This window comes from Burkholderia sp. Bp8992, from assembly GCF_003853705.1.
In the GTDB taxonomy this organism is placed as follows: domain Bacteria; phylum Pseudomonadota; class Gammaproteobacteria; order Burkholderiales; family Burkholderiaceae; genus Burkholderia.
Map to the genome: position 1 here is coordinate 43,191 of NZ_QTQI01000025.1, position 26,685 is coordinate 69,875.

Sequence of the window (26,685 nt, forward strand, 5' to 3'; positions counted from 1 at the left end):
ACGCACATCCTGGTTTTGACCCCGATTCACGAACCACAGGCGACCGACATGGCCACTCCCGTCACCATCCTTACCGGCTTTCTCGGCAGCGGCAAGACGACGCTGCTCAAGCGCATCCTGAACGAACAGCACGGCATGAAGATCGCCGTGATCGAGAACGAGTTCGGCGAAGAGAACATCGACAACGAAATCCTCGTGCAGGATTCGAACGAGCAGATCATCCAGATGAGCAACGGCTGCATCTGCTGCACGATCCGCGGCGATCTGGCCCGCGCGCTCGGCGATCTCGCCGCGAAGAAGCGCGAAGGCAAGCTCGATTTCGACCGCATCGTGATCGAGACGACCGGCCTCGCGAACCCGGGCCCCGTCGCGCAAACTTTCTTCATCGACAGCGAAATCGCCGACGACTTCCTGCTCGACGCGGTCATCACGCTGGTCGACGCGAAGCACGCGAATGCGCAGCTCGACGAACACGAAGTCGTGCAGCGCCAGGTCGGTTTCGCCGACCGCCTGTTCATCACGAAGTCGGACCTCGTCGACGACCAGACCGTCGCCGGCCTCAAGCACCGCCTGATGCACATGAACCCGAAGGCCGCGATCAAGGTCGTGAACTTCGGTGAAGCCGACATCAAGGAAATCTTCGACCTGCGCGGCTTCAACCTGAACGCGAAGCTCGAGATCGACCCCGACTTCCTCGCCGAAGACGACCACGCGCATCACGACCACGATCACGATCACGACCATGATCACGCCGGTTGCGACCACGATCACGGCCAATGCGCGCACGATCACGACCACGGCCACCACCACGCGCACCACGACGACAAGATCAAGTCGTTCGTGTACCGTAACGACCGCCCGTTCGATCCGAACAAGCTGGAAGACTTCCTCGGCGGCATCCTGCAGATCTATGGCGAACGGATGCTGCGCTACAAGGGCGTGCTGTACATGAAGGGCGTCGACCGCAAGGTCGTGTTCCAGGGCGTGCACCAGATGATGGGCAGCGACCTCGCGGCGAAGTGGCTGCCGGTCGAGAAGAAGACGAACAAGATGGTGTTCATCGGCGTCGACCTGCCGCAGGACCTGATTACCGACGGCCTCGACGCCTGCCTCGCCTGACGCGCGCGGGCACCGGCCGCGCACCGCGTCGCCCGGCCGCCTCTTCCGGCGGCCGAGGCGCCCGCGCGGCGCCGTTTTCGGGCAGGGTTTCGCCGTCATCGCTTTTTCGCGATTTGCGCGTTATATTTTCTAGATATTGGCGCAGCCGACGGGGATCGACCCGATACGGCGCCCGCTTGCGATTCAGTTACAATACGTGCCCGCTGGAGTACGGCAACAAACAGGCCCGGTTCTTGCTGAACCAGTTTTCCGGGCATCGCAACCGCGCCGGATCGCCAATCCGCCTCCCGGCCGCGGCCGATGCGATGTGCCGCGCAGCACACCGGTTCGCAGCGCGCGCAACTCCGCGCCAGGCCTATCCTGGTATTTGAGAACCGGTTTTCCAGAGGCTTTCGGCCCCGCGGCGGCAAATCGCAAATGAATGCAAACGCGGTTGCGGGTAATCCCAAAGTGCAGGCAATATCTCTCGATTTGCCGCACATTGAAGAAGCAAGCAGATGACGAAGAAACTCTTGACCGAAGCCGAAATCCTGAAGATGAGCGACAAGGATTACATGAATGAGGATCAGCTCGCCTTCTTCAAAAATCGGCTCGAACAGTTGCAGGCGGACATCCTCAAGAATGCAGGCCAGACGACCGAGAACCTGCGCGAGACGGTGATCGTGCCCGATCCCGCCGATCGCGCGACGATCGAGGAAGAGCACGCACTCGAACTGCGTACGCGCGATCGCGAACGCAAGCTCCTCAAGAAGGTTCAGCAGTCGCTCGCCCGCATCGATTCCGGCGATTACGGCTGGTGCGAGGAAACCGGCGAGCCGATCGGCATTCCGCGGCTGCTCGCCCGTCCGACCGCCACGCTGTCGCTCGAGGCGCAGGAGCGCCGCGAGTTGCGCCAGAAGCTGTTCGGCGACTGATCGAGCGGCGTTCCGCTCAGACACGCTGCTTCCCGAAAGCGCGCGGCCTGCCGCGCGCTTTTTGTTTTTCCGGCACCGGCTCCCGGTTGGCCGGTTTTCCGATTTGCCTCCCACCTCTTGATATCCCCGCGCCCGCCCTAAAATGAAACGGACGCGCGCCGGGCCGCTCCCCGGCGCACTGCGGATTCACGCGGCGGCGCCTCGCGCCGCCCGACTCTTCCCCGTTTTTCTCAAGGAACGCAGATGGAGCAATTTCACGGCACGACCATCGTTTCGGTCCGGCGCGGCGACAAGGTCGCGCTCGGCGGCGACGGCCAGGTAACCCTCGGCAACATCGTCATGAAGGGTGGCGCGCGGAAAGTGCGGCGGATCTACAACAACCAGGTTCTGGTCGGATTCGCGGGCGGCACCGCCGATGCGTTCTCGCTGCTCGACCGCTTCGAGGCGAAGCTCGAGAAGCACCAGGGCAACCTGACCCGTGCGGCCGTCGAGCTCGCGAAGGACTGGCGCACCGACCGGATGCTGCGCCGCCTCGAGGCGATGCTGATCACGGCCGATGCCACCACCACGCTCGTGATCACCGGCAACGGCGACGTGCTCGACCCCGAAGGCGGCATCTGCGCGATCGGCTCCGGCGGCGCGTACGCGCAGGCCGCGGCCCGCGCGCTCGTCGAGAACACCGAGCTGTCGCCACGCGAGATCGTCGAGAAGTCGCTCGGGATCGCCGGTGACATGTGCATCTACACGAACCACAACCGCATCATCGAAACGATCGAGTAAGGACACCCCATGAGCACCATGACCCCTGCCGAGATCGTCTCGGAACTCGACAAGCACATCATCGGCCAGGCGAAGGCGAAGAAGGCCGTCGCCGTCGCGCTGCGCAACCGCTGGCGCCGTCAGCAGGTCGCCGACCCGCTGCGCCAGGAAATCACGCCGAAGAACATCCTGATGATCGGGCCGACGGGCGTCGGCAAGACCGAAATCGCGCGCCGCCTCGCGAAGCTCGCCGATGCGCCGTTCATCAAGATCGAGGCGACCAAGTTCACCGAAGTCGGCTACGTCGGCCGCGACGTCGACAGCATCGTGCGCGACCTGATCGAGATCTCGGTCAAGCAGACCCGCGAAACCGAGATGCGCAAGGTGCGCAGCAAGGCAACCGACCAGGCGGAAGACCGCATCCTCGACATCCTGCTGCCGCAGCCGCGCGCGGTGGGCTTCGGCGGCAATGCCGAGCACGCGAACGACGACAACAACGCGACGCGCCAGACCTTCCGCAAGCGTCTGCGCGAAGGCCAGCTCGACGACAAGGAAGTCGAGCTCGACCTCGAGCAGCCGTCGGCCGGCATGGACATCATGGCGCCGCCGGGGATGGAAGAGATGACCGAGCAGATCCGCTCGATGTTCTCGAACCTCGGCAGCGGCAAGAAGCAGCGCCGCAAGGTGAAGATCAAGGAAGCACTGAAGCTGCTGACCGACGAGGAAGCGGCGAAGATGCTGAACGAAGAGGAAGTGAAGACGAAGGCCGTGCAGAACGTCGAGCAGAACGGCATCGTGTTCCTCGACGAGATCGACAAGATCACGTCGCGCAACAACGAAGGCAGCGGCGGCGAAGTGTCGCGCCAGGGCGTGCAGCGCGACCTGCTGCCGCTCGTCGAAGGCACGACGGTCAACACGAAGTACGGGATGGTGAAGACCGATCACATCCTGTTCATCGCGAGCGGCGCGTTCCACCTCGCGAAGCCGAGCGACCTGATTCCCGAACTGCAGGGCCGCTTCCCGATCCGCGTCGAGCTCGACTCGCTGTCGGTGAACGATTTCGAAGCGATCCTCGTCGCGACCGACGCGAGCCTCGTCAAGCAGTACCAGGCGCTGCTCGCGACCGAAGACGTGCAGCTCGAATTCGCCGAAGACGGCATCCGCCGGCTTGCGGAGATCGCGTTCGCGGTCAACGAGAAGACCGAGAACATCGGCGCGCGCCGCCTGTACACGGTGATCGAGAAGCTGCTCGAGGAAGTGTCGTTCTCGGCCGGCAACCACGCCGGCGAGCGCGTGACGATCGACGCGAAGTATGTCGACCGCGCACTCGGCGAAGTGTCGCAGGACGAAGACCTGTCGCGCTACGTGCTGTAACGCGCGCGGCGCGGGATGCGAAACGGGCGGCCCCTTCGGCGGGGGCCGCCCGTTTTCGCTGGTGCGCCGCTTACTGCCGCACCGGCTTCTTCGCGAGCTTGCGCTGCAGCGTGCGGCGGTGCATGTTCAGCGCGCGGGCGGTCGCCGAGATGTTGTTGTTGTTCTCGGCCAGCACGCGCTGGATGTGCTCCCATTCGAGCCGGTCGACCGACAGCACGACCGGATTCTCGAGCGCCTCGTCGGCCTGCACTTCGGTCGCGTTGGTCTGCAGCGCGGCCAGGATCGACTCGACGTTCGCCGGCTTCGCGAGATAGTTGTCGGCGCCTTCCTTCACGGCCTGCACGGCCGTCGCGATGCTCGCGTAGCCGGTCAGCACCAGAATCCGCGCGTCGGGCTGCAGGTCGCACAGCGGCGCGATCAGGCTCAGGCCCGAATCCTCGCCGAGATGCAGGTCGACGGTGATGAACTGGAACTTGCCGCCGGCGGCGAGCCGCAGCGCCGCCTCCTTGTCGTGCGCCTGCTGGACCGCGTAACCGCGGCGCTCGAGGCCGCGCGCGAGCGTGCCCGCGAACACCTCGTTGTCGTCGATCACCAGGAAATTGTTCTCGCTCATGTGGTTTCTCCGTCTACGTGTTGGTTGAGGCGGCCGGCGCCGCGACGCGCACGACCGGCAGGCGCAGCACGGCCCGCGTGCCGCGCGCGGCGGTCGCAGCGGCCGGGCGGCTGTCCGGCGAGCCGGCCGGCCGGTCGGCTGCACGTTCACCCGTGCGCTGGGCCGCGCGCGGTCCCGATACGGCAGCGGCGTGGCCATTCGCCGCACCGCCGGCCCGCCCGTTGCCGCCCGCCGCACGCGGCACGACATCGGACAGTTCGATCTCGCCGCCGAGCCGCGCGGCCGCACTGAAGGCGAGATACAGGCCGACCCCGTGCCCGCCCTGCGTGCTGTCGACCGGCATCGCGCCGAGCGACTCGCGCAGCGAGGCCGGAATGCCGGGCCCGTCGTCGCATACCTCGAATTCGATCTCGTCGGCCGCGCCGCCATGCGCGACCTTCGCGGCCAGCGTCACGCGCTGCGGGCTCGCGCGCGCGGCATTGTCGAGCAGGATCGTCAGGATCTGGCCGGCCGCGACCGTATCGTCGAGCGCGACGCCCGCGGGACGCGCGCCGAGCAGCTCGAACTGCACATGCGGATGCCGCAGCCGCCAGTGCTCGACGAACGTGTCGAGCCAGTCGTCCACCGGCTGGCGGCTCGCCGGCGCGCTCGCGCGGCTGCGCAGGCGCGCGAGCGCCGACGTGCAGAGCGTCATCTGCTCCTCGAGCACCTTCAGGTCGGCTTCGTAGCGCGCGAGCCCCGGATCGGCGCGCGCCGCGTCGCGCAGCTCTTCGGCGAGCATCGCGATCGTCGACAGCGGCGTGCCCATCTCGTGCGCGACGGTGGCGGCCTGCACGCCGAGCGCAACGGCCCGCTCGTCGCGCAGCAGGTGCTGCTGCGCCTCGCCGAGCGCCGCATCGCGCTGGCGCAGCGCATTCGACATGCGCGCGACGAACCATGCGATCAGCCCGACGCTCACCATGAAGTTCGCCCACATGCCGGTACGGTAGTAGTCGAACAGGTTCGCCGGATTGTCCATGTTGAGCGGCACCGAATCGAAGCCGAGCGCCGCGTAGCACGCGACCGCGAACGCCGCGAGCCAGATCATCAGGTGCCACGGCAGCACGGCCGCCGCGATCGCGAGCGACGGCAGGTACAGCGACACGAACGGGTTGGTCGTGCCGCCCGACAGGAACAGCAGCGCCGACAGCGCGCCGAGGTCGACCCACAGCTGGCCGAGCAGCTCGAAATTGGTCTCGGGCCGCGCACGCAGCACGCGCACCCAGGTCAGCGCGTTGAAAACGATTTCGAGCGCGATGACCATCAGCATCGCCGGCAGCGGCAGATGCACGCCGAAATAGGTCTGCACGACGCCGATCGTCACGAGCTGGCCGATGATCGCGAGATTGCGAAGCCAGAACAGGTGACTGAGGTTGACGCGCCCGGTGGTGGTGATTCGTTGCATCCGAGCAGTTTACCCGTTTAGCGGCCGGCGCCTCTAGCGGGGCCGGATCGGTGCGCGTTGCCGGTGCCGTCAGCCGGTCGCGCCGGCCATGCGCTGCGCGATCTCGTCGGCGAGGCACTCGGGGCAGCGGCAGCGCGCGCCGGCCGCCGGCTGGGCGCCGCCGGGCAGCGCCGGCATCGACGCGCACCAGCAGTCGAACGGCTGCGTCTGCGCGCCGCAGTCGAAGCCGCGCCCGCAGTGCGGGCAGCGCGCGCGGCGCGGGGCGGAACGGGCGTCGGCGGCGGGATCGGTCATGGCGCAATCGCGGAAACGGGCGGGAAGTCGCCCCACGCGACAAGCATAGCGCGGCGAACGGATTTTGCACGCCGGCCGCCCGGCCGAGGTCCATCGCAAACGCACGCGCGCCGACCCGCCGGCGACACCCGCGCGCCGCCGCCGGAATCGCGCCGCGCCATAGCCGGCGGGCCGCCGCGCGCGGTGCCGGGTTCGCGCCGCCGGTATTCCGGCGCGTCCAAAAACCCGATGCTGCGCTGCGCCACTCCTGTACAATTCGCCGTGTTTCAACCGTTCCCAGCCAGAGCCGCCGCCATGTCCGAGCCCATCGACCTCTCGCAGATCGCCCCCACGCTGAAAGCAGAAATCCTCGCCGAGGCGCTGCCGTACATCCGCCGTTACCACGGCAAGACCGTGGTCATCAAATACGGCGGCAACGCGATGACGGAAGAGCGGCTCAAGCAGGGCTTCGCGCGCGACGTGATCCTGCTGAAACTGGTCGGCATCAACCCGGTGATCGTCCACGGCGGCGGTCCGCAGATCGATCACGCGCTGAAGAAGATCGGCAAGGCCGGCACCTTCATCCAGGGCATGCGCGTCACCGACGAAGAGACGATGGAAGTCGTCGAGTGGGTGCTGGGCGGCGAAGTGCAGCAGGACATCGTGATGCTGATCAACCACTTCGGCGGCCACGCGGTGGGCCTGACGGGCAAGGACGGCGGCCTGATCCACGCACGCAAGCTGCTGATGCCGGATCGCGACAACCCGGGCCAGTACATCGACATCGGCCAGGTCGGCGAAGTCGAGGCGATCAACCCGGCGGTCGTGAAGGCACTGCAGGACGACGCGTTCATCCCGGTGATCTCGCCGATCGGCTTCGGCGAAGACGGCCTCTCGTACAACATCAACGCAGACCTCGTCGCGGGCAAGCTCGCGACCGTGCTGAACGCCGAGAAGCTGCTGATGATGACCAACATCCCCGGCGTGATGGACAAGGACGGCAACCTGCTGACCGATCTGTCCGCGCGCGAGATCGACGCGCTGTTCGAGGACGGCACGATCTCCGGCGGCATGCTGCCGAAGATCTCGTCGGCGCTCGACGCGGCAAAGAGCGGCGTGAAGTCGGTGCACATCGTCGACGGCCGGATCGAGCATTCGGTGCTGCTGGAAATCCTGACCGAGCAGCCGTTCGGCACCATGATCCGCTCGCATTGAGCGCGCGCCGCCCGCCCTCCTCTCCCGATCTGCCGGCGTCATTGCGACGCCGGCGCATTTCCCGCAGCCGGCCGCGCGCCGGCGCGCCCGTCTGGCTGTTCGATCTCGACAACACGCTGCACCACGCGTCGCATGCGATCTTTCCCGAGATCAACCGTGCGATGACGCAGTACATCATCGACACGCTGCAGGTCGAGCGCGCCGAAGCCGACCGCCTGCGCACCGGCTACACCGAGCGCTACGGCGCCGCGCTGCTCGGCCTCGCGCGCCACCATCCGATCGACCCGCACGACTTCCTGCGCGTGGTCCACACGTTTTCCGACCTGCCTGCGATGATCCGCGCCGAGCGCGGCCTCGCGCGCATCGTCGCCGCGCTACCGGGCCGCAAGCTGATCCTGACCAACGCGCCGGAGAACTACGCGCGCGCGGTGCTGCGCGAGCTGCGCATCGAGCGGCTGTTCGAGCGCGTGATCGCGATCGAGCACATGCGCGACCGGCGCACGTGGCGCGCGAAGCCCGACCACACGATGCTGCGCCGGACGCTGCGCGCCGCGCACGCGCGGCTCGCCGACGCGATCCTCGTCGAGGATACGCGCGGCCACCTGAAGCGCTACAAGCGTCTGGGCATCGGCACGGTATGGATCACCGGCCACCTGCCGGGCCATCTGCCGGTTACCGGACGTCCCCACTATGTCGACCAGCGCATTCGTTCGTTAAAATCGCTGCGACTGGGCACACGATCGGGGCGACAAAAATGCAGCCGACTTACCCGCAGGACCAAGCCGTAACGGAAAGCCAGGCCACACCCTCCCGCCCGCGCCCGAAGCCGGGCGAGCGCCGCGTCATGATCCTGCAGACGCTCGCGGCGATGCTCGAGGCACCGAAGCCCGAGAAAATCACGACGGCCGCGCTCGCGGCCCGGCTCGAGGTTTCGGAAGCCGCGCTGTACCGGCACTTCACCAGCAAGGCGAAGATGTACGAAGGGCTGATCGAGTTCATCGAGCAGGCGCTGTTCGGTCTCGTCAACCAGATCGTCGCGAAAGAGCCGAACGGCGTGCTGCAGGCGCGCACGATCGCGCTGACGATGCTCAATTTCGCTGCGAAGAACCCGGGGATGACGCGCGTGCTGACCGGCGAGGCGCTGGTCGGCGAGGACGAGCGGCTGACCGAGCGCGTGAACCAGTTGCTCGACCGCATCGAGTCGACCGTCAAGCAATGCCTGCGCGTCGCGCGCACCGAGGCGAATGCGCCGCAGGACGGCGCGACGCCGTTCGTGCTGCCGGCCGACTACGATCCCGCCGCCCGCGCGAGCCTGCTCGTCAGCTACGTGATCGGCCGCTGGCACCGCTTCGCGAAGGGCGGATTCCAGAAGCCGCCGAGCGAGCAGGCCGATGCGCACCTGCGGCTGATCCTGCAGTGATGCGACGCTGGCGGCACGCCACGCCATGCCCGCCGGAATCCGCGTCCCGCAATTTCCGCTATACTTTGCCGACTTGCCGCCCCTCGGGTGGCAGGTCGGAAGCGCGCCGATTTGCTGACTCGATTGCGGGCGCGCGAACCGGCCGGGGCGTAGAAGTTGTCCGTGTCCCGGCGGTTCACTACAAATGCGGCTAAAGAGGTCGTCAGCCGCGCATCTCCGACTCCGCGCTTCGCCGACACCATTTAGCTGCCCAGTCATAAGGCGGAACGAATGGAATCGATCGGCATCGTCGCTCCACAGACCATGCACTTCGCCGAACCGCTGCGCTTGCAAAGCGGCAGCGTGCTCGGCAACTATCAGCTCGTCGTCGAGACGTACGGCGAACTCAACGCCGCGCGCTCGAACGCGGTGCTCGTCTGCCACGCGCTCAACGCGTCGCACCACGTCGCCGGCGTCTACGCGGACGATCCGCGCAGCACCGGCTGGTGGGACAACATGGTCGGCCCGGGCAAGCCGCTCGACACCAACCGCTTCTTCGTGATCGGCGTGAACAACCTCGGCTCGTGTTTCGGCTCGACCGGCCCGATGAGCATCGATCCGTCGACCGGCAAGCCGTACGGCGCAAGCTTTCCGGTGGTGACCGTCGAGGACTGGGTGCATGCGCAGGCGCGCGTGGCCGACGCGTTCGGCATCGAGCGCTTCGCCGCGGTGATGGGCGGCAGCCTCGGCGGCATGCAGGCGCTCGCGTGGAGCCTGATGTATCCGGAGCGCGTCGCGCACTGCATCGACATCGCATCGACGCCGAAGCTGTCCGCGCAGAACATCGCGTTCAACGAGGTCGCGCGCTCGGCGATCCTGTCCGATCCCGACTTCCACGGCGGCGACTACTACGCGCACGGCGTGAAGCCGAAGCGCGGCCTGCGTGTCGCGCGGATGATCGGCCACATCACCTACCTGTCCGACGACGACATGGCCGAGAAATTCGGCCGCGCGCTGCGCCGCGCCGACGGCGCGCTCGACGCATACAACTTCAGCTTCGACGTCGAATTCGAGGTCGAGTCGTACCTGCGCTACCAGGGCGACAAGTTCGCCGACTACTTCGACGCGAACACGTACCTGCTGATCACGCGCGCACTCGACTACTTCGACCCGGCGAAGGCGTTCGACGGCAACCTGACGGCCGCGCTCGCACACACGCAGGCGAAGTACCTGATCGCGAGCTTCTCGACCGACTGGCGCTTCGCGCCCGCACGCTCGCGCGAAATCGTGAAAGCGCTGCTCGACAACAAGCGCACGGTCAGCTACGCGGAAATCGACGCACCGCACGGTCACGACGCATTCCTGCTCGACGACGCGCGCTATCACAACCTGATCCGCGCGTATTACGAACGAATCGCCAACGAGGTGGGCGCATGAACCAGCAAGCGCTGAATTCCCTGTCCGCGCGCGCGGACTTCCGCACGATCGCGCGCTGGGTCGAACCACGCTCGACCGTGCTCGACCTCGGCTGCGGCGACGGCTCGCTGCTCGCGCTGCTGATGGAGGAACTGGACGTCACCGGCTACGGGATCGAACTGAACGACGCGGGCGTGCTCGCGAGCGCGAAGAACGGCATCAACGTGATCCAGCAGAACCTGGAAGACGGCCTGCGCCTGTTCGAGGACCACAGCTTCGACATCGCGATCCTGTCGCAAACGCTGCAGACGATCCACCAGACGGCCGCGATTCTGCGCGAAACGGCGCGGGTCGGGCGTGAATGCATCGTGTCGTTCCCGAACTTCGGCTACTGGGCGCACCGGCTGTCGGTGCTGAACGGCCGGATGCCGGTATCGAAGTCGCTGCCGTACCAGTGGCACAACACACCGAACGTGCGGGTGCTGACGATCGAGGATTTCGAGGCGCTGGCGCCCGAAGTGGGCGTGACGATCCTCGACCGCGTCGTGCTGCACGAAGGCCAGCCGATTCGATGGGGAGCGAACTGGCGTGGTAGTCTTGCTGTCTATCGCGTCAAGCGCAGCTGAGCCGGCGGGCCGTTGACGGACGCCGACGGCCCGCACGCACGTGCGGCCGCGCTCCTGTGCTACCCGCGCCGCCTGCGCTGCCGCCGCAATCAGTCAACGCTACCCAGTTCCAGCCCATGTCGAAAACGCCACACGAGGCGCCCGCACTCACCGCTCACGAGGAGCACCCCGGCTGGCGAGCCTATCTGAACACGCACATGCTGATCTGCGTGTTCCTCGGCTTCACGTCGGGGCTGCCCCTGTTCACGCTCGTCTACCTCGTGCAGGCATGGCTGCGCTCCGAGGGCGTGAACCTGAAGGAAATCGGCCTGTTCGCGCTGATCCAGTTCCCGTATACGTGGAAGTTCCTGTGGGCGCCGCTGATGGACCGCTACATCCCGCGCCTGCCCGGCTGGCGGCCGGGCCGCCGGCGCGGCTGGCTGCTGCTCACGCAGTTGCTGGTCGCCGGCGCGATCGCCGCGCTCGGCTTCGTGTCGCCGCGCGACTCGATCTGGACTGTGGCCGCGCTCACGACGCTCGTCGCGTTCTTCGGCGCGAGCGCCGACATCGTGATCGACGCGTACCGCCGCGAACTGCTGCGCGACACCGAGCAGGGCCTCGGCAACGCGGTGCACGTGAACGCGTACAAGCTCGCCGCGCTGATCCCCGGTTCGCTCGCGCTGATCCTGTCCGACCACCTGCCGTGGGACGCCGTGTTCGCGATCACCGGGGCGTTCATGCTGCCGGGCATCCTGATGACGCTCGTCGTGCGCGAGCCCGAAGTGGTCGGCACGCCGCCGCGCAACCTGCGCGACGCGATCGTGCTGCCGTTCCGCGAATTCATCCAGCGCGACGGCTGGGCCGGCGCGCTGCTCGTCATCGCGTTCATCTTCCTGTTCAAGATCGGCGACACGATGGCCACCACGCTGTCGACGTCGTTCTTCCTCGACATCGGATTCTCGCGCACCGAGATCGGCATCGTCGCGAAAACCACCGCGCTCGTCGCGAGCGTCGCCGGCGGCATCATCGGCGGCATCTGGCTCGTGAAGATCGGCATCGGCCGCGGGCTGTGGATCTTCGGCGCGCTGCAGATGGTGTCGACGCTCGGCTTCGCGTGGCTCGCGCAGCTCGGCCCCGGCTCGCCGGTGCTCGCGGTACTCTACGACTTCACGGTCGCAGCCAGCCACGCGCTCGCGTCGTTCATGTCGGTGTTCGGTGTCGAGATCACGCCAAGGCTGAGCCCGATGACCGTCGCGCTCGCGATCGTCTACGGCTTCGAAACCTTCACGACCGGCCTGACGATGGCTGCGTTCGTCGCGTATATCGCGAGCACGACCGACCCGCGCTATACGGCCACGCAGTTCGCGCTGTTCACGAGCCTCGCGTCGGTGCCGCGCACGCTGGCCTCGGCCGCGAGCGGCTTCGTCGTCGCTAAGATCGGCTGGTACGACTATTTCATCGTGTGTACCGCGCTCGCGATTCCCGGCATGCTGCTGCTGTTCAAGATCGCGCCGTGGAACGGTGCCGCACGTAACGGCGAGGCCAGCCGTGCGCAGTGACAGCCTGCACCGCGTCGCGCACGCGGCGGCCTCGCTGAGCATCGGCGCCGCGGCACTCGTCGCGACGTTCGCGCACGCGTCCGACACCGCCGCGACCGCAACGGGCTCCGCGCCGGCTGCCGCACCCGCTACGCCGCCCGCGCCGGCGACTTCCGCCGCCCCCGTCGCGCCGCCCGCCGCCGAAGCCGCGCAGCCGACCGGCGCCGCCGCGCCGGCAAAGGCGTATGCGCAGACGCAGCAGCAGCAGGTCCGCTACGGCAACGCGATCGCGTTCCGCACGCTGATCCCGTCGCCGCTGCTCGAGCAGCTCACCGCGAACGAATACGCGCAGATCGTGCAAGCCGCCGCCGACAGCAACCGGTTGCTGCCCGCGAACCAGCCGCGCGTGAAGCGCCTGCGCGCGATCGTCGCGAAGCTCGCGCCGTATTCGGTGAAGTGGAACGATCGCGTGAAGAACTGGACGTGGGACGTCAACGCGATCCGCTCGCGCGACATCCGCCTGACCTGTCTGCCGGGCGGCAAGGTGCTCGTGTACGGCGGCATGCTCGACCGTGTGCGCCTGAACGACGACGAGCTCGGCGTCCTGCTCGCGCACGGCATCGCGCACGCGCTGCGCGAACACGCGCGCAGCAACTTCAGCGCAACGTCGCAGACGTCGCTGCGTGCGGCCGCGCTGCCGCCGCTGTTCGGCGTCGGCGATCCGCTGCCGCAGGCGCTGAATCTCGGCGAGCGCCTGCAGTCGCTTCACTACGAACCGACCGACGAGACCGAAGCCGACGTGATCGGCGGCGACATCGCCGCACGCGCGGGCTTCGATCCGCGCGCCGCGATCACGCTGTGGGACAAGCTCGCGGTCGCGACGCGTGCGAACAAGGCAACGGGCTTCATCTACACGCACCCGTACAGCACCGCGCGGCGCCAGGACCTGCTGAACCGGCTGTCCGACCTGATGCCGCTGTATGCGAAGGCGACCGGCAAGCGGGTCGACTCGCTGCCCGACTATGCGGGCATCAGCGCGCAGCGGCGCAAGGTCGCGCGGCGCTGAGCGCCGCCGCGTGACCTCGCACGCTATGCGTCCGCGTCGGCCATCGCCGGGCGCACGGCGCTGTCACGCATCCAGCGCACATCGTCTCCGGGGCTGCGGCCGAACAACCGCTTGAACTCGCGACTGAACTGCGACGCGCTCGCATAGCCGACGCGTGCGGCCGCCGCGCCGGCGCCCAGCCCGTCGCGCACCATCATCAGCCGCGCCTGGTGCAGCCGCGCGGCCTTCACATACTGCATCGGCGAGGTCGCCGTCACATGCTTGAACTGCGCGTGAAATACCGCGAGGCTCATCCCGGCTTCGCGGGCGAGCGTCTCGACGTCGAGATCGGCCTTCAGCTCCGCATGGATGCGCCGCAACGCCTTCGCGATGCGGCCGAAATGATGCTGCTGCACGAGCGCCGCACGCATCGCGTCGCCCTGCTCGCCGGTCAGCACGCGATACGCGATCTCGCGCATGATCGCCGGCCCCAGCACGCGCGTGTCGTGCGGCGACGCGAGTGCTTCGAGCAACCGCACGACCGCATCGGCCAGCGGCGCATCGAGCGGCGTCGAATAGACGCCGAGCGGCTCGCTGATCGCCGCGCCGAGCGCCTCGTCGAGCAGGATCGCGAGCTCGGCGATCACGGCGAGATCCACGCGGATCGAGATCGCGAGAAACGGCTCGTCCCTGCTCGCGAAGGTTTCGCATTCGAACGGCAGCGGCACCGACAGCACCAGGTATTGCTGCGCGTCGTACACGAACGAGCGGTCGCCGAGATAGCCGAGCTTGCGGCCCTGGCACACGACGATGATGCTCGGCTCGTACAGCACGGGCATGCGCGGCGCGGGACGGCTCACGCGAAACAAGCGCACGCCGTCGAGCGCCGCGAGCGTGTCGCCCTCGTTCGGCGCGAGGCGCGTGTGCAGCTCGATCATGCGGCGCTGCACGCGGTCGCCCGAGTCGGCAAAAAGGGGCTGGAAGCTCATCTACGTGGTCCTGTCCGGCAAGAGAATCTGGCTCGCAATTTAGCACCTCGAACGCGTTTTGACGGGCGTTCGCGCGCAATTCAAGAGGAATAGGCAAATCTTCCAGACCTTCATGTATTTCGCCGCGGCGGTGCGCTCCTTACGATAGGCACCTGTCTCGCCGCATCGCCACATGATGCGACGGCAGTCTGTTTCGCCGGATCTTTTCCGGACAAGGAGCCTTTGCATGAGCACGACCTATGCCTACGCGGCGACCGATTCGCAATCGCCGCTCGCCCCGTTCGAATTCCAGCGTCGCGCGCTGCGCGACCTCGACGTCCAGATCGACGTCCTCTACTGCGGCGTCTGCCACTCCGATCTTCACCAGGCGCGCAACGAATGGCGCAACACGATCTACCCGGTCGTGCCGGGCCATGAAATCGTCGGCCGCGTGACCGCGACCGGCCCGCAGGTGTCGCGCTTCAAGGTCGGCGAGCTGGTCGGCGTCGGCTGTCTCGTCGATTCGTGCCGCACCTGCGCGAGCTGCGAAGAAGGCCTCGAGCAGTATTGCGAGAACGGCTTCGTCGGCACCTACAACGGCCAGGACCGCGTGACGGGCGACATCACGTACGGCGGCTATTCGACGCAGCTCGTCGTCGACGAGGCGTTCGTGCTGCGCGTGCCGGACACGCTCGACCCGGCCGGCGCGGCGCCGCTGCTGTGCGCGGGGATCACGACCTACTCGCCGCTGCGGCAGTGGAACGTGGGCCCCGGCAAGAAGGTCGGGATCGTCGGTCTCGGCGGCCTCGGCCACATGGGCGTGAAGCTGGCGCGCGCGATGGGCGCGCACGTCGTGCTGTTCACGACGTCGCCGTCGAAGATCGAGGACGGCAAGCGGCTCGGCGCGCATGAAGTGGTGATCTCGAAGGACGAAGCGCAGATGAACGCGCACCTGAACAGCTTCGACTTCATCCTGAACACGGTCGCCGCGCAGCACGACCTGAACCCGTTCCTGCACCTGCTGAAGCGCGACGGCACGATGACGCTCGTCGGCGCACCGGAGCACGATCACCCGTCGCCGCAGGTGTTCAACCTGATCTTCAAGCGCCGCCGCCTCGCGGGCTCGCTGATCGGCGGGATCGCGGAAACGCAGGAAATGCTCGATTTCTGCGCGGAGCACGGCATCACGTCGGATATCGAAACGATTCCGATGCAGCAGATCAACGCCGCCTACGAGCGGATGCTGAAGAGCGACGTGAAGTACCGGTTCGTGATCGACATGGCGTCGATCAAGCAGTAAGCGCCGCTTCAAGCGAAACGGGCCGCATGTTCGACATGCGGCCCGTGTTGCATTCGGCAGCTACGCGCGTGGCGCAGCGCCGGCCATCACTTCTTGTAGTCGTAGTCGATCGTCAGCGGCGCATGGTCGCTGAACTTGATGTCCTTGAAGATCGACGTGCTTTTCGCGGTACCGGCCACGCCCGGCGTCGCGATCTGGTAATCGATCCGCCACCCGACGTTCTTCGCATACGCCTGGCCGCGGTTGCTCCACCACGTGTACTGCTCGGCGCGCGGGTCGAGCGTGCGAAACACGTCGACGTAGCCGACGTCGTCGAACAGCTTCGTGAGCCACTCGCGCTCTTCCGGCAGGCAGCCCGAGTTCTTCTGGTTGCTCTTCCAGTTCTTGATGTCGATTTCCTTGTGGACGATGTTCACGTCGCCGCACAGGATCACCTCGCGCTTCTTCTTCAGCGCGGCGAGGTGCGGCATGAATTCGTCCATGAAGCGGTACTTCGCCTGCTGGCGCTCCTCGCCGCTCGAGCCGGACGGCACGTACACCGACACGACCGACAGCTTGCCGTAGCGCGCCTCGACGTAGCGTCCTTCGGGGTCGAATTCGCTGCTGCCGAAGCCGATGATCACGTCATCGGGTTCGTGGCGGCTGTACACGCCCGCGCCGCTGTAGCCCTTCTTCTCGGCGTGGTGGAAATAGCTCTTGAAGCCGTGCGGCTCGACGAATTCGGCCGGCAGGTCGTCGGCCGATACCTTGATTTCCTGCACGCACACGCAATCGGCGTTCTGTTCGCCGAGCCAGTCGAAGAAGCCCTTCTTCGCGGCGGAGCGGATGCCGTTCAGGTTGGCGGTAATCACTCGCATCATGTCGGGTTCCGTTCAGTTCGATATTTTTACAGGGTGGCAGCTTAACGGATCTTCACGCCTTCGAGCTCGGGCTTCGGCGGCGGGAATTCCAGCTTCATGTCGGTCATCGTGCGCAGCAGCAGCTCCGCGATCATCACGTTGCGGTGCGTCTTCGAATTCGCCGGGATCACGTACCACGGCGCATGCTCGACCGACGTCGCGGCAAGCGCGTCGCGGTACGCGGACTGGTACGCGTCCCAGTGCTTGCGCGCGTCGAGATCGGAGATGTCGAATTTCCAGTGCTTGGTCGGGTCGTCGATACGCGCCTGCAGCCGCGCGCGCTGCTCGTCCTTCGAGATGTGCAGGAAGCACTTGATGATGGTCGTGCCGTTCTCGGACAGCATCGTCTCGAAATCGCGGATCTGCCGGTAGCGGCGCTCGCACTCCTTGTCGCCGATCGCGCCGAGCACGCGCGGCACCAGCACGTCTTCGTAGTGGCTGCGGTTGAAGATCGCGAGCTCGCCCGCGGCCGGCACCTGTGCATGCACGCGCCACAGGAAGTCGTGCGCGGCCTCGATCGGCGTCGGCGCCTTGAACGGCACGATGCGCAGGCCGAGCGGATCGACGTCGCGGAACACCGCGCGCACGGTGCCGTCCTTGCCGCTCGTGTCCATCCCCTGCAGCACGAGCAGCACGCGCTTCTTCTGCTGCGTGTGCAGGCGCTCCTGCTGGACGTCGAGCTCGGTCGACACGGCCGACAGCCGTTCGCGGTCGGCGTCCTTCGAGCCGGACGAAAACGGCTTCGCGGCCGGGTCGAACGCATCGAGCTTGAATGCGGCGGCTTCCTTCTCGCGCGTGCTGTAAGGCACGCGGAAATCGTCGAGCGTCGGTTGTTTCGCCATTCGTTCCTCCGTTGGACGGTGTGGTGCATACGATAACGCATCCGCCAAACGCAACGGGCCGCCCCGAACTGGTTCGGAGCGGCCCGTCGTCAAGCGCGGTTCAGGCGCGCGGTCATGCTCAGCCGAGCTTCTTCTTCAGCAGTTCGTTGACCTGCTGCGGATTGGCCTTGCCCTTGGTCGCCTTCATCGCCTGGCCGATCAGCGCGTTGAACGCCTTTTCCTTGCCCGCGCGGAATTCCTCGACCGACTTCGCGTTCGCCGCGAGCACTTCGTCGATGATGGCTTCCAGCGCGCCGGTGTCGGAGATCTGCTTGAGCCCCTTCGCGTCGATGATGCGGTCGGCCGCGCCTTCGTCGGTCGCCTTCTCGTCCCAGATCGCCGCGAAGATTTCCTTCGCGATCTTGTTCGAGATCGTGCCGTCGGCGATGCGCTGCAGCAACAGCGCGAGCTGCGCGGCCGACACGGGGATCGCGTCGATCTCGATGCCGTCGCGGTTCAGCTGCGACGACACGTCGCCCATCAGCCAGTTCGCGACGATCTTCGCGTTTGCCGCACCGGCCTTCGCGACCACCGATTCGAAATACGCGGCCATCGCCTTGCTCGACGTCAGCACGCCCGCGTCGTACGCGGACACGCCGTACTCGTCGGCGAAGCGCTGCTGCATCGCGGCCGGCAGTTCGGGCATGCCGGACTGCACGCGCTCGATCCAGTCCTGGCCGATCACGAGCGGCATCAGGTCGGGGTCGGGGAAGTAACGGTAGTCGTGCGCGTCTTCCTTGCTGCGCATCGAGCGCGTCTCGCGCTTGTCCGGATCGTACAGGCGCGTTTCCTGCACGACTTCGCCGCCGTCCTCGATCAGCTCGATCTGGCGACGGACTTCGTAGTTGATCGCTTCCTCGAGGAACCGGAACGAGTTCAGGTTCTTGATTTCCGCGCGCGTGCCGAACTTCTCCTGGCCGACCGGGCGCACCGACACGTTCGCATCGCAGCGGAACGAGCCTTCCTGCATGTTGCCGTCGCAGATGCCGAGCCACACGACGAGGCCGTGCAGCGCCTTCGCGTAGGCGACGGCCTCGGCCGCGCTGCGCATTTCCGGCTCGGTGACGATCTCGAGCAGCGGCGTGCCCGCGCGGTTCAGGTCGATCCCGGTCATCCCGGCGAAGTCTTCATGCAGCGACTTGCCCGCATCTTCCTCGAGGTGCGCGCGGGTCAGGTTGACCGTCTTCTCGTACGCGGCCTTGCCGGCCTTCTCGTTGGCGGGCACCTGGATCGTGATCTGGCCGCCCTGCACGACCGGAATCTCGTACTGGCTGATCTGATAGCCCTTCGGCAGATCGGGGTAGAAATAATTCTTGCGTGCGAAGATGCTGCGCGGCGCGATGGTCGAGCCGATCGCGAGGCCGAAGCGGATCGCCCGCTCGACCGCGCCGCGGTTCAGCACCGGCAGCACGCCCGGCAGCGCCAGGTCGACCGGGCAGGCCTGCGTGTTCGGCTCGGCGCCGAACTGCGTCGATGCGCCCGAGAAAATCTTCGAGACGGTCGACAGTTGCGCGTGCGTCTCGAGACCGATGACGACTTCCCATTGAGTAGCCATATGCTTACACCCCCGCCGGAACTTGCTTGTGCCAGTCGGTCGCGCGCTGGAACGCGTCGGCGACCTGCAGCATCCGGGCTTCGTTGAAATAGTTGCCGATGATCTGCAGGCCGACCGGGCGCTTCGCGTTCGCGCCCGCGCCGAAGCCGCACGGCACGCTCATGCCGGGCAGGCCCGCGAGGCTCACCGACAGCGTGTAGATATCCGCGAGATACATCTGCACCGGATCGTCGCCCTTCGCGCCGAGATCCCATGCGACCGTCGGCGACGCCGGGCCCATGATCACGTCGCAGGACTTGAACGCTTCCTGGAAATCGTTCGCGATGATGCGGCGGATCTTCTGCGCCTGCAGGTAGTACGCGTCGTAGTAGCCGTGCGACAGCACGTACGCGCCGACCAGGATGCGGCGCTTCACCTCGGGGCCGAAGCCTTCGGCACGCGACTTCTTGTACATGTCGAGCAGGTCGCCGTACTGCGCGGCGCGATGGCCGAAGCGCACGCCGTCGAAACGCGACAGGTTCGACGATGCTTCCGCCGGCGCGATCACGTAGTACACGGGGATCGACAGCTCCGTCTTCGGCAGCGACACCGGCACGAGCGTCGCGCCGAGCGCTTCATACTGCTTCAGTGCCGCGTCGATCGTCGCGCGCACGTCGTCGGCGAGGCCTTCGCCGAAATACTCGTTCGGCAAACCGATGCGCAGGCCCGCGAGCGGCTTGCCCGCGTCGTTGCCGGCCGCCCACGGCTGGCCGAGGTGGCGCGTGAAGTCTTCGTCGTCGCGCTCGAGGCTCGTCGAGTCGCGCTCGTCGAAGCCGGCCATCGCGTTCAGCAGCAGCGCGCAGTCGGACGCGCTCTGCGCCATCGGGCCGCCCTGGTCGAGCGACGACGCGAACGCGATCATCCCGTAGCGCGACACGCGGCCGTAGGTCGGCTTGATGCCCGTCACGCCCGCGAACGACGCGGGCTGGCGGATCGAGCCGCCGGTGTCGGTGCCGGTCGCGGCCGGCGCGAGACGCGCGGCGACGGCGGCCGAGCTGCCGCCCGAGCTGCCGCCCGGCACCGCGTTGGTGTCCCACGGGTTCTTCACCGCGCCGAACGCCGAATTCTCGTTCGACGAGCCCATCGCGAACTCGTCCATGTTGGTCTTGCCGAGCGTGACCATGCCGGCCGCCTGCAGGCGGGCGACGACGGTCGCGTCGAACGGGCTCTCGTAATTCGCGAGCATCTTCGAGCCGGCGGTCGAGCGCCAGCCGCGCGTGACGAAGACGTCCTTGTGCGCGATCGGCAGGCCGGTGAGCGCGCCGCCCGCGCCGCGCGCGAGCTCCGCGTCGGCGGCTTTCGCCTGCGCGAGGGTCAGATCGGCATCGACGTGGACGAACGCGTTCAGGTCGCGTGCGGCGTCGATCCGTTTCAGGTAGTGCTGCGCGAGCTCGACGGCCGAGCATTCCTTGGCGGCGAGCGCGGCGCGCAGTTCGGTCAGGCTTTTTGCGTGCATTGAGTGGTTTTCCTGGGAATTCTGGGTGGCGCGCGGCGCAGGGCGGCCGGCGCGCTTGTCATCGAATGCTTACTCGATCACCTTCGGCACGAGATAGAGGCCGTCCTGGACGGCCGGCGCCGGACGCTGGTTGTCGTCGCGATTGACGACTTCCGTCACGGCGTCGTCGCGCAGGCGCTGCGCGACTTCCTGGATCTGTTCGATCGGGTGGGCAAGCGGCGCGATGCCGGCGGTATCGACCGCCTGCATCTGCTCGACGAGGCCGAAGAATTCATTGAGCTGGCCGAGCATGTGCTCGGCGTCGGCGTCGGCCATTTCGAGTCGCGCCAGGTGCGCGATGCGTTTCACATCGGTCAGGGTCAGGGCCATGCGATCACCGGAAAAACAAGGCTGCGCAGCGCATCGAAAGCAGCACTGCGGCGGGGGGTTGGAGGGTGCGATCCCACCCTCAAAAATCGGGGCCGAAGCGGCAAAAATACCGCCCGTTTCGATTCAAATACCGAGAAATTATAAGGTATCATTACGCGTTCGACCCAAACCCGGCAGCCTTTTCCCGCACCGTTTCGCCCCGCTTCGGCAAGCCGTGCGTGCATCGTGCGATCCCCGGTAGACATCACTCGCAGCTTCGTGCGCCGCGGCGGCCGCTTCCGCCACGCTTCCCGAGGCTGTTATTTTTTCCGCTGCCGCCCTCAGCGCTCGCTATGCAGGGCCGGCCCAGAGCGAAACAGGATTCTGAATGTTCGGTTTTTTGCGCAGCTACTTCTCCAACGATCTCGCGATCGACCTCGGCACCGCAAACACCCTGATCTACATGCGCGGCAAGGGCATCGTGCTCGATGAGCCGTCCGTCGTGTCGATCCGCCAAGAAGGCGGCCCCAACGGCAAGAAGACGATCCAGGCGGTCGGCAAGGAAGCCAAGCAGATGCTCGGCAAGGTGCCGGGCAACATCGAGGCGATCCGCCCGATGAAGGACGGCGTGATCGCCGACTTCACCGTCACCGAGCAGATGATCAAGCAGTTCATCAAGACCGCTCACGAATCGCGCATGTTCTCGCCGTCGCCGCGCATCATCATCTGCGTGCCGTGCGGCTCGACCCAGGTCGAGCGCCGCGCGATCAAGGAAGCCGCACACGGCGCCGGCGCATCGCAGGTCTACCTGATCGAGGAGCCGATGGCGGCCGCGATCGGCGCAGGCCTGCCGGTGTCGGAAGCCACCGGCTCGATGGTCGTCGACATCGGCGGCGGCACGACCGAAGTCGGCGTGATCTCGCTCGGCGGCATCGTGTACAAGGGTTCGGTCCGCGTCGGCGGCGACAAGTTCGACGAGGCGATCGTCAACTACATCCGCCGCAACTACGGGATGCTGATCGGCGAACAGACCGCCGAGGCGATCAAGAAGGAAATCGGCTCCGCGTTCCCGGGCTCCGAAGTCAAGGAAATGGAAGTGAAGGGCCGCAACCTGTCGGAAGGCATCCCGCGCAGCTTCACGATCTCCAGCAACGAAATCCTCGAAGCGCTGACCGATCCGCTGAACCAGATCGTGTCGTCGGTGAAGATCGCCCTCGAACAGACGCCGCCGGAACTCGGCGCCGACATCGCCGAGCGCGGGATGATGCTGACGGGCGGCGGTGCGCTGCTGCGCGACCTCGACCGCCTGCTCGCGGAAGAAACCGGCCTGCCGGTGCTCGTCGCCGAAGATCCGCTCACCTGCGTCGTGCGCGGTTCGGGCATGGCGCTCGAGCGCATGGACAAGCTGGGCAGCATCTTCTCGTACGAGTGATCGCCTAAGCAGTCCCGTTTGACATGACGCACCCGCGGCGTGGCCGGATCGCTCGTTCAGAACGAACCGCCGCGCCGTTTGCGCGTCTGAGCATCATTTAACCGATCACACGCGCCCGGCGCCGACCATGGAATACAGTCCGCCGCCCCTCTTCAAGCAAGGTCCGCCCGCGCTCGCGCGGCTCATCTTCTTCGTCGCCCTCGCCATCGCGCTCCTCGTGTCGGACGCGCGCTTCAGCACGCTCGAAATCGTGCGCGGCGTGCTCGGCACCGTGCTCTATCCGCTGCAGCGCGCGGCGCTCGTGCCGCGCGACCTGTTCATGGGCGCGGCCGACATCGCCGTCACTGGCGCATCGCTGCGCCACGAGAACGACGATCTCCGCAAACGCAACCTGCAGCTGTCCACGCAGGCCAACCAGGCCGCCGTGCTCACGCAGGAAAACGCGCACCTGCGCGCGGTGCTCGAGTTGCGCCAGCACATCGCGACGCAATCGACGCCGGTCGAGATCCAGTACGACACGAGCGATCCGTTCACGCAGAAGATCGTGATCGGGCAAGGTTCGCAACAGGGCATCCAGAACGGCTCGCCGGTCGTCAGCGAAGACGGCGTGGTCGGCCAGGTCACGCGCGTGTTCCCGCTGCAGGCCGAAGTCACGCTGATCACCGACCGCGATCTCGCGATTCCCGTGCAGGTGCTGCGCACCGGCCTGCGCAGCGTGATCTACGGCACGCCGAAGGGCGATTCGCTCGACCTGCGCTTCGTGCCGACGAGCGCGGATCTCGTCGCCGGCGACGAGCTCGTCACGAGCGGCCTCGACGGCGTCTATCCGCCCGGCCTGCCGGTAGCGAAGGTCGCGCGCGTCGACAAGCTCGCCGATACCGCCTTCGCACGCGTGACCTGCGCGCCGGTCGCCGCCGTGCGCGGCGCGCGCCAGATGCTCGTGCTGCATTACCAGAACGACATCCCGCCGCGCCCGGTCGAGCCCGATCCGGCTGCCGACAAGAACGCGAAGGGCAAGAAAGGCGCGAAAGCCGCCGCGAAGGGCGAGAAAGCCGACAAGGCCGACGCGAACGCGAAGCCGGCCGCCGCGGCCCAGCCCGCCGCGAAGCCTGCGCCGGCGGCGCCCGCCGCCCCGGCCAAGCCGGCCGCCGCGCCCGCGAAGCCCGCCGCCGGGCAACCAGGAGCCCAGCGATGAACCGCCCGCAATACATCCTGCAGCCGGTCAATCCGTACTTCATCGTCTTCAGCCTCGCCGCCGCGTTCCTGCTGAACCTGATGCCGTGGGGCCGCCTGCCCGGCGTGCCCGACTTCGTCGCGCTCGTGCTGCTGTTCTGGAACATCCACCAGCCGCGCAAGGTCGGGATGGGCGTCGCGTTCGCGCTCGGCATCCTGATGGACGTGCATGACGCGGGGCTGCTCGGCGAGCACGCGCTCGCCTATACGCTGCTGTCGTACGGCGCGATCACGATCCACCGCCGCGTGCTGTGGATGCCGATCGGCGTGCAGGTGCTGTATGTCACACCGCTGCTCGTCGTCGCGCAGCTCGTGCCGTTCGTGATCCGTCTCGTGATGGGCGCCGCGTTCCCCGGCTGGCGCTATCTCGTCGACGGTTTCGTCGAAGCCGCGCTGTGGCCGATCGCGAGCCACCTGCTGCTGATGCCGCAGCGCCGTCCGGTCGATCCGGACGATACGCGCCCCATCTGAGCCGGACCGACCTTGAATACCCGCCGCCCCCACGCCCGTTGCACGCCGCGTTCCGGGGCGGCACCTCGCCCGCCTGCGCGCGGGTCGGATTGCCCCTAACCGCATGACCGAATTCAACGACACCCAACAGCAGCTCTCGAAGTTCCGCCTGCGCGTCGCGGCGGCGGGCGTGTTCGTGTTCGTCTGCTTCGGGCTGCTCGCGAGCCGCTTCTTCTACCTGCAATTGATGCAGCACGGCAAATACGCGCTGCAGGCCGAGGAAAACCGCATCTCGGTCGCGCCGATCGTGCCGAACCGCGGGATCATCACCGACCGCAACGGCGTGATCCTCGCGAAGAACTATTCGGCCTACACGCTCGAGATCACGCCGTCGAAGCTCGACGACACGCTCGACAACACGATCGACAAGCTGTCCGAGATCATCCCGATCGACGCCCGCGACCGCCGCCGCTTCAAGAAGCTGCAGGAAGACTCGAAGAACTTCGAGAGCCTGCCGATCCGCACGCGGCTCACCGACGCGGAAGTCGCGCGCTTCACCGCGCAGCGCTTCCGCTTCCCCGGCGTCGACGTGCGCGCGCGGCTGTTCCGGCAATACCCGCTCGGCATGACGGCCGCGCACGTGATCGGCTATATCGGCCGGATCTCGAAGCGCGACCAGGATCGTATCGACGCGATGAGCGACGAGAACGACAGCGATCAGGAAAACTACGATCCGCGCCGCGATGCGAACAACTACAAGGGCACCGACTACATCGGCAAGATCGGCGTCGAGCAGAGCTACGAAGCCGAGCTGCACGGGCTGACGGGCTTCGAGGAAGTCGAAGTGACGGCCGGCGGCCGGCCGGTGCGCACGCTGTCGCGCACGCAGGCGACACCCGGCAACAACCTCGTGCTGTCGCTCGACATCGGGCTGCAGCAGGTCGCCGAGCAGGCGTTCGCCGGCAAGCGCGGCGCGCTCGTCGCGATCGAGCCGAAGACGGGCGACGTGCTCGCGTTCGTGTCGTCGCCGAGCTTCGACCCGAACTCGTTCGTCGACGGCATCGACCAGCAGACCTGGGACGAGCTGAACAACTCGCCCGACAAGCCGCTCCTCAACCGCCCCCTGCACGGCACCTACCCGCCCGGCTCGACGTACAAGCCGTTCATGGCGCTCGCGGGCCTGACGCTCGGCAAGCGCACGCCGGGCTGGGGCTTCCAGGATCCCGGCTACTTCACGTTCGGCGGCCACACGTTCCGCAACGACGTGCGCTCCGGCCAGGGCTGGGTCGACATGAACAAGGCGATCATGGTGTCGAACGACACCTACTTCTACATGCTCGCGCGCGACCTCGGCGTGAACTCGATCGCGAACTTCATGAAGCCGTTCGGCTTCGGCCAGATCACCGGGATCGACATCCAGGGCGAGGCGCGCGGGATCCTGCCGTCGACCGACTGGAAGAAGAAGGCGTTCAAGAAGGCCGCGCAGCAGAAGTGGTTCGACGGCGAGACGATCAGCCTCGGGATCGGCCAGGGCTACAACTCGTTCACGATCCTGCAGCTCGCGCACGCGACCGCGACGCTCGCGAACAACGGCGTCGTGATGAAGCCTCACCTCGTGAAGGAGGTCGAGGATCCGATCACGCGCGGGCGTCACCTGACCGTGCCGAAGGAAAGCGAAGTGATCCCGCTCAAGCAGGCCGACATCGACGTCGTGAAACGCGGGATGGAGAACGTGATCGAGAACCCGTCCGGCACCGCATACAAGGTGTTCCGCGGCGCGCCGTACCTCGCCGCCGGCAAGACCGGTACCGCGCAGGTGTTCTCGCTGCAGGGCTCGAACTACAAGGGCCACCTGCTCGCCGAGCACCTGCGCGACCACGCGCTGTTCATCGCGTATGCACCGGTCGACCATCCGCAGATCGCCGTCGCGCTGGTCGTCGAGAACGGCGGCTGGGGCGCGCAGGCCGCGGGCCCGATCGCGCGCCGCGTGCTCGACTACTACCTGGTCGAGCGCCAGAACCCGAAGAACGAGGCCGCGGCCGTGGCGGCCGCCGCGTCGGCGACCGAACCCATCAGCGCGCCGGTGATTGGCGACGCGAACAAGCCCGCCGCCGTCGCGGCCGGCTTCACGGCGCTGCCGCAGCCGGTCGTGCCGACCGCGGCCAGCGCGGCAGATGCGGCATCGGCTGCATCGGCTGCATCGGCTGCGTCGGCCGCCAGCGCGGCCCAGCCGGCCGACGCGAGCGCCGCGGCGCCGCGGGCCGCGAGCCTGCCGCCGATCCGGCGCCCGCACCGGCCGCGCCGGCCTGCCAGCGATGCGCAGCCGCTCGTCGCCACGCCGCGGGACGACAACCACCGTGCGACGGCCCCCGCGAAAGCCGCGGACGCCGGCACCGCTCATTAACGGAGA

25 protein-coding genes are annotated in these 26,685 nt (G+C 67.1%); 16 read left to right on the plus strand and 9 right to left on the minus strand.

Going from position 1 to position 26,685, the window contains the following annotated elements:
* Positions 1–48: 48 nt before the first annotated feature.
* The 4 genes from DIE03_RS29405 to hslU all read left to right on the plus strand — a co-directional run bounded on the left by DIE03_RS29405 (position 49) and on the right by hslU (position 4,166).
* On the plus strand, positions 49–1,119 hold the full coding sequence (locus DIE03_RS29405; RefSeq protein WP_124455757.1) for a GTP-binding protein: 1,071 nt from the start codon (positions 49–51) through the stop codon (positions 1,117–1,119).
* Between the two features lie 497 nt (positions 1,120–1,616).
* Positions 1,617–2,033, plus strand: a complete 417-nt coding sequence (gene dksA / locus DIE03_RS29415; protein ID WP_006477498.1) for an RNA polymerase-binding protein DksA — start codon at positions 1,617–1,619, stop codon at positions 2,031–2,033.
* A gap of 243 nt (positions 2,034–2,276) precedes the next feature.
* Positions 2,277–2,813, plus strand: coding sequence for an ATP-dependent protease subunit HslV (gene hslV, locus DIE03_RS29420; protein WP_006477497.1), 537 nt, complete (start codon positions 2,277–2,279; stop codon positions 2,811–2,813).
* A gap of 9 nt (positions 2,814–2,822) precedes the next feature.
* Positions 2,823–4,166 (plus strand): ATP-dependent protease ATPase subunit HslU, encoded by a 1,344-nt coding sequence (gene hslU / locus DIE03_RS29425; protein WP_034190252.1) that lies wholly within the window; start codon positions 2,823–2,825, stop codon positions 4,164–4,166.
* A 70-nt stretch (positions 4,167–4,236) separates the two neighbouring features.
* Here hslU and DIE03_RS29430 read toward each other — a convergent pair whose 3' ends face one another.
* The 3 genes from DIE03_RS29430 to DIE03_RS29440 all read right to left on the minus strand — a co-directional run bounded on the left by DIE03_RS29430 (position 4,237) and on the right by DIE03_RS29440 (position 6,517).
* Entirely contained in the window at positions 4,237–4,779 is a 543-nt protein-coding gene (locus DIE03_RS29430; protein WP_021156278.1) for a response regulator transcription factor, read from the minus strand.
* Between the two features lie 13 nt (positions 4,780–4,792).
* Positions 4,793–6,223 (minus strand): ATP-binding protein, encoded by a 1,431-nt coding sequence (locus DIE03_RS29435; RefSeq protein ID WP_124455758.1) that lies wholly within the window; start codon positions 6,221–6,223, stop codon positions 4,793–4,795.
* Between the two features lie 69 nt (positions 6,224–6,292).
* Complete coding sequence (locus DIE03_RS29440; protein ID WP_124455759.1) at positions 6,293–6,517, minus strand: cysteine-rich CWC family protein; 225 nt, start codon at positions 6,515–6,517, stop codon at positions 6,293–6,295.
* A gap of 294 nt (positions 6,518–6,811) precedes the next feature.
* Here DIE03_RS29440 and argB point away from each other — a divergent pair, with 294 nt between their 5' ends.
* The 7 genes from argB to DIE03_RS29485 all read left to right on the plus strand — a co-directional run bounded on the left by argB (position 6,812) and on the right by DIE03_RS29485 (position 13,735).
* Positions 6,812–7,711 (plus strand): acetylglutamate kinase, encoded by a 900-nt coding sequence (argB, locus tag DIE03_RS29450; protein ID WP_006490510.1) that lies wholly within the window; start codon positions 6,812–6,814, stop codon positions 7,709–7,711.
* A complete protein-coding gene (locus DIE03_RS29455) occupies positions 7,708–8,499 on the plus strand; it encodes a pyrimidine 5'-nucleotidase (protein ID WP_124455760.1) in 792 nt (263 codons plus the stop codon). The genes argB and DIE03_RS29455 overlap by 4 nt, the downstream gene beginning before the upstream one ends.
* A complete protein-coding gene (gene slmA, locus DIE03_RS29460) occupies positions 8,466–9,131 on the plus strand; it encodes a nucleoid occlusion factor SlmA (RefSeq protein WP_124455761.1) in 666 nt (221 codons plus the stop codon). Before DIE03_RS29455 ends, slmA begins: the two co-directional genes overlap by 34 nt.
* Positions 9,132–9,401: 270 nt before the next feature.
* The gene (locus DIE03_RS29470; protein WP_089451436.1) at positions 9,402–10,547 is read left to right on the plus strand and encodes a homoserine O-acetyltransferase; all 1,146 of its coding nucleotides are present in this window, start codon (positions 9,402–9,404) and stop codon (positions 10,545–10,547) included.
* Entirely contained in the window at positions 10,544–11,152 is a 609-nt protein-coding gene (metW, locus tag DIE03_RS29475; protein ID WP_124455762.1) for a methionine biosynthesis protein MetW, read from the plus strand. Before DIE03_RS29470 ends, metW begins: the two co-directional genes overlap by 4 nt.
* A 116-nt stretch (positions 11,153–11,268) precedes the next feature.
* Positions 11,269–12,690 (plus strand): AmpG family muropeptide MFS transporter, encoded by a 1,422-nt coding sequence (locus DIE03_RS29480; protein WP_124455763.1) that lies wholly within the window; start codon positions 11,269–11,271, stop codon positions 12,688–12,690.
* Complete coding sequence (locus DIE03_RS29485) at positions 12,680–13,735, plus strand: M48 family metallopeptidase (RefSeq protein ID WP_124455764.1); 1,056 nt, start codon at positions 12,680–12,682, stop codon at positions 13,733–13,735. Before DIE03_RS29480 ends, DIE03_RS29485 begins: the two co-directional genes overlap by 11 nt.
* A 23-nt stretch (positions 13,736–13,758) precedes the next feature.
* Here the strand turns inward: DIE03_RS29485 and DIE03_RS29490 are convergent, their stop codons facing one another.
* Positions 13,759–14,703 carry an AraC family transcriptional regulator gene (locus tag DIE03_RS29490; RefSeq protein ID WP_124455765.1) on the minus strand — a complete coding sequence of 315 codons (945 nt, stop codon included), beginning with the start codon at positions 14,701–14,703 and terminating at the stop codon, positions 13,759–13,761.
* A gap of 226 nt (positions 14,704–14,929) precedes the next feature.
* On the opposite strand from DIE03_RS29490, the gene DIE03_RS29495 reads away from it, so the two are divergent.
* On the plus strand, positions 14,930–15,982 hold the full coding sequence (locus DIE03_RS29495; protein ID WP_023477668.1) for an NAD(P)-dependent alcohol dehydrogenase: 1,053 nt from the start codon (positions 14,930–14,932) through the stop codon (positions 15,980–15,982).
* An 86-nt stretch (positions 15,983–16,068) separates the two neighbouring features.
* Here the strand turns inward: DIE03_RS29495 and DIE03_RS29500 are convergent, their stop codons facing one another.
* The 5 genes from DIE03_RS29500 to gatC all read right to left on the minus strand — a co-directional run bounded on the left by DIE03_RS29500 (position 16,069) and on the right by gatC (position 21,181).
* Positions 16,069–16,842, minus strand: a complete 774-nt coding sequence (locus tag DIE03_RS29500) for an exodeoxyribonuclease III (RefSeq protein WP_124455766.1) — start codon at positions 16,840–16,842, stop codon at positions 16,069–16,071.
* A gap of 41 nt (positions 16,843–16,883) precedes the next feature.
* Positions 16,884–17,723, minus strand: coding sequence for a polyphosphate kinase 2 family protein (locus tag DIE03_RS29505; protein ID WP_124455767.1), 840 nt, complete (start codon positions 17,721–17,723; stop codon positions 16,884–16,886).
* A gap of 118 nt (positions 17,724–17,841) precedes the next feature.
* The gene (gene gatB / locus DIE03_RS29510) at positions 17,842–19,317 is read right to left on the minus strand and encodes an Asp-tRNA(Asn)/Glu-tRNA(Gln) amidotransferase subunit GatB (protein WP_124455768.1); all 1,476 of its coding nucleotides are present in this window, start codon (positions 19,315–19,317) and stop codon (positions 17,842–17,844) included.
* Positions 19,318–19,321: 4 nt separating this feature from the next.
* Complete coding sequence (gatA, locus tag DIE03_RS29515) at positions 19,322–20,812, minus strand: Asp-tRNA(Asn)/Glu-tRNA(Gln) amidotransferase subunit GatA (RefSeq protein ID WP_124455769.1); 1,491 nt, start codon at positions 20,810–20,812, stop codon at positions 19,322–19,324.
* Between the two features lie 69 nt (positions 20,813–20,881).
* The gene (gene gatC / locus DIE03_RS29520; protein WP_006477478.1) at positions 20,882–21,181 is read right to left on the minus strand and encodes an Asp-tRNA(Asn)/Glu-tRNA(Gln) amidotransferase subunit GatC; all 300 of its coding nucleotides are present in this window, start codon (positions 21,179–21,181) and stop codon (positions 20,882–20,884) included.
* Between the two features lie 367 nt (positions 21,182–21,548).
* Between gatC and DIE03_RS29525 the strand changes: the two genes are divergently transcribed.
* From DIE03_RS29525 to mrdA, 4 genes are all read left to right on the plus strand, one after another.
* Positions 21,549–22,592 (plus strand): rod shape-determining protein, encoded by a 1,044-nt coding sequence (locus DIE03_RS29525; protein ID WP_004189550.1) that lies wholly within the window; start codon positions 21,549–21,551, stop codon positions 22,590–22,592.
* A 127-nt stretch (positions 22,593–22,719) separates the two neighbouring features.
* On the plus strand, positions 22,720–23,787 hold the full coding sequence (mreC, locus tag DIE03_RS29530; protein WP_124455770.1) for a rod shape-determining protein MreC: 1,068 nt from the start codon (positions 22,720–22,722) through the stop codon (positions 23,785–23,787).
* Positions 23,784–24,296, plus strand: a complete 513-nt coding sequence (gene mreD / locus DIE03_RS29535; protein ID WP_009687274.1) for a rod shape-determining protein MreD — start codon at positions 23,784–23,786, stop codon at positions 24,294–24,296. The genes mreC and mreD overlap by 4 nt, the downstream gene beginning before the upstream one ends.
* A gap of 103 nt (positions 24,297–24,399) precedes the next feature.
* The gene (mrdA, locus tag DIE03_RS29540) at positions 24,400–26,679 is read left to right on the plus strand and encodes a penicillin-binding protein 2 (RefSeq protein ID WP_124455771.1); all 2,280 of its coding nucleotides are present in this window, start codon (positions 24,400–24,402) and stop codon (positions 26,677–26,679) included.
* Positions 26,680–26,685: the final 6 nt, after the last annotated feature.